General features: G+C 62.2%; 4 protein-coding genes. 3 read left to right on the top strand and 1 reads right to left on the bottom strand.

Annotated elements, in window-relative coordinates; all coding sequences use genetic code 11:
- The coding region (locus NKH36_RS34585; protein ID WP_352966287.1) for a hypothetical protein at positions 1–308 on the bottom strand (308 nt) is incomplete at its 3' end.
- Between the two features lie 459 nt (positions 309–767).
- Here NKH36_RS34585 and NKH36_RS34580 point away from each other — a divergent pair.
- Genes NKH36_RS34580 through NKH36_RS34570 form a run of 3 tightly spaced genes read left to right on the top strand, consistent with a single transcriptional unit; the run spans position 768 to position 2,322 of the window.
- Complete coding sequence (locus NKH36_RS34580) at positions 768–977, top strand: helix-turn-helix transcriptional regulator (RefSeq protein WP_352955258.1); 210 nt, start codon at positions 768–770, stop codon at positions 975–977.
- Positions 977–1,513, top strand: coding sequence for a hypothetical protein (locus NKH36_RS34575; protein WP_352966286.1), 537 nt, complete (start codon positions 977–979; stop codon positions 1,511–1,513). Before NKH36_RS34580 ends, NKH36_RS34575 begins: the two co-directional genes overlap by 1 nt.
- On the top strand, positions 1,432–2,322 hold the full coding sequence (locus NKH36_RS34570; RefSeq protein ID WP_352966285.1) for a phage/plasmid primase, P4 family: 891 nt from the start codon (positions 1,432–1,434) through the stop codon (positions 2,320–2,322). The genes NKH36_RS34575 and NKH36_RS34570 overlap by 82 nt, the downstream gene beginning before the upstream one ends.
- Positions 2,323–2,423 lie beyond the last annotated feature (101 nt).

Raw genomic sequence — 2,423 nt, 5'->3', positions numbered from 1 at the left:
AGCCTGCCTGCTCGAGCGCAGAGTTCCAATCGCTCGACATACCACTTGCGAAGGGCTGACGGTGAATGGCTCTTGCGTGCTGGATCTGGCCTTCTCCTCCCAGCTGAACCAGGCAAATAGATGCGGAGCTGCGTCACCTCGATGCCTGGACCTGAGGCGGTCGATGACTTTGCGTCGAGTTCGAGTTCCTGCCAGCGCTCGGCCGCAATGAGACGCCGCGGGGCGTCCAGGGGAGCCTGGTTGCTGTAGCCGTAGGCCACGAGTTCACCCCTCCGCAGCTTTCCCAAAAGCTCAGCGTTGAGGCTCATGAGTCGATGCCGGTGACGAAAATTCTGTTTATCGAATTCGCGACGCTCGTCCGGCCACCACAGCGGGTCGACGTTGGACAGATCTCTGTAGCCACAGAGGTCGAGCTCAAAAAGCTCGGCCGCCCGATCGCGATCTACGAAGTGAAACAGAGCCTCCCAGGCAGGCAGCCCGTCCGCCGGATCGAGTTTTTCCCACAGAGGTCTCGAATCATATCCCGAAGTCGCCCTCGCGGGAATCCTCGTCGCCGGGGTAAAACAGCCATGGCGGTTTCGCTGGTGCCATCCACGCAAGTATATCCGGACGCGCGGGTCGTGGCCGGAAGCATTCAATGATCCCGAAAATCAAAAGGTTAGGGTAAACTGACGGTAAAGAAACTGGCCGCTGTTGGCCGGTTTTTGTATCGGCGTCGTTTGAGGGCAGGTTCTGCGCAGCGAAGGCAACAGAAGGCGGCGCAGGGCATGCATTCCCATCTCGATGAAAGCTCACTCGCGGTACGGTGGGGCATCAGCAGACGGACACTTCAACGATGGCGGCAGAAGGGTGCCGGACCAGCCTATCTGCGGCTGGGGGGCCGAATAACTTACGCGGCCCAGGACATAGTCGAATACGAACTGGCCTCCCGGGTCTCTCCGTCCGAACCGGAGCCGCATGAAGAGCGTGACGCGTGATGGCGGGGCGGCCAAAAACCGTGTCGCTCTCGGGGGGGGCCCCTTCGACGAGCGACGACGCCCTGGCTCTTGAGTTCGCGGAAGCCAATGAGAGCTATGTGCGCCTGTCCCTTGCTACAGGTCACTGGATGATCTGGGACGGAAGCAGGTGGCGCTCGGACCGCTGTACGGTCCGGGAGTCCATTCGTCGAACTTGCCGGAACGCAGCAGCTGCAGCTAGCGACAGCGCCGGGGCCGTTCGGATTGCGTCCGCGGCCAAGGTGATGGCCGTGGAGGCGCTGGCTCGCTCGGACGCCCGGCTGATGGTCGATGATGAAAGGTGGGATGCCAACCCATGGCTCCTGAACACACCCAGCGGAGCGGTCGATCTCGTCACCGGCGAAATCCACACCCACGATCCTGACCTTCTGATGACCAGGATGGCGGCGGCTTCTGCCGAGGGGCTTGCCCCGCGGTGGCGGGACTCCTGGACAGCATCACGGACCGAGACGCTGACCTGCAGGGCTACCTGCAGCGCGTTGCCGGTTATTGCCTGACCGGGTCGACACGCGAGCACGCCATGTTCTTTCTCCTCGGCTCCGGCAGCAACGGCAAGTCGGTGTTCACGAACGTGTTGCGGACGATCCTCGGCGATTACGCCGTCGCGTCGGGTTCGGACCTCCTCACTGCGACGAACATGACCCGCCATCCGACCGAGCTGGCTGCGCTCAGATATGTCCGGCTGGTGCTCGTACCCGAGGTCGAAAGGCGATCCCGGTTTGCCGAGAGCCGCATGAAATCGCTGACTGGCGGTGACCAGATCGCGGCCCGCCTCATGCGGCAGGATTTCTCGACCTTCACACCGCAGTTCAAGCTGATCATCACCGGAAACCAGATGCCGGTGCTGGACGGAGTCGACGAGGCTGTCAGGCGGCGCCTGCACATTATTCCTTTTCGCCGGAAGATTTCCGCGGCCGAGCGCGATATGCATCTCACAGAAAAACTGCTGGCCGAAAGGGACGGAATTCTCGCGTGGGCGGTCCAGGGCTGCCTCGCCTGGCAAGAGACCGGGCTGTGCCCGCCGGCATCCGTAAGGGAGCTGTCTGAGCTCTACTTTGAGAACCAGGACGCGGTAGGACGCTTCATTGTCAGCTGCTGCGAAATCGATGTCGGATATTCCATCGGCAGCACAGAGCTTTACCGGTTTTGGTCAAGCTGGGCGCGCGAACAGTCAGAACAGGAAGGATCCCAGCGCGCTTTCGTTCAGGAGTTGCAAGCCCGTGGATACCTGGCGCTGCGAACGGCACAGAGGCGGGCAATCAGAGGGCTGCGGCTGAAGGCCCGCGCTTCGAGCGAAGTCCCATGAATGCCCTGTCTCCCGATCGGATGAGCTCCGCCGAGCGCCTCGCGGAAATCGCCAGCATTCTGGCCGCCGGCGTCATGCGTCTTCGGGCGCGACAGTCAAGC

The sequence above is a fragment of the Mesorhizobium sp. M1312 genome, from assembly GCF_040318115.1.
Lineage (GTDB): Bacteria > Pseudomonadota > Alphaproteobacteria > Rhizobiales > Rhizobiaceae > Mesorhizobium.
This window is presented reverse-complemented; position numbering and strand designations above follow the sequence as displayed.

Bases quoted from the DNA above. Each gene is read 5' to 3' on its own strand.
- NKH36_RS34580 (WP_352955258.1), top strand. From the start codon at position 768: ATGCATTCCCATCTCGATGAAAGCTCACTCGCGGTACGGTGGGGCATC.
- NKH36_RS34575 (WP_352966286.1), top strand. From the start codon at position 977: ATGGCGGGGCGGCCAAAAACCGTGTCGCTCTCGGGGGGGGCCCCTTCG.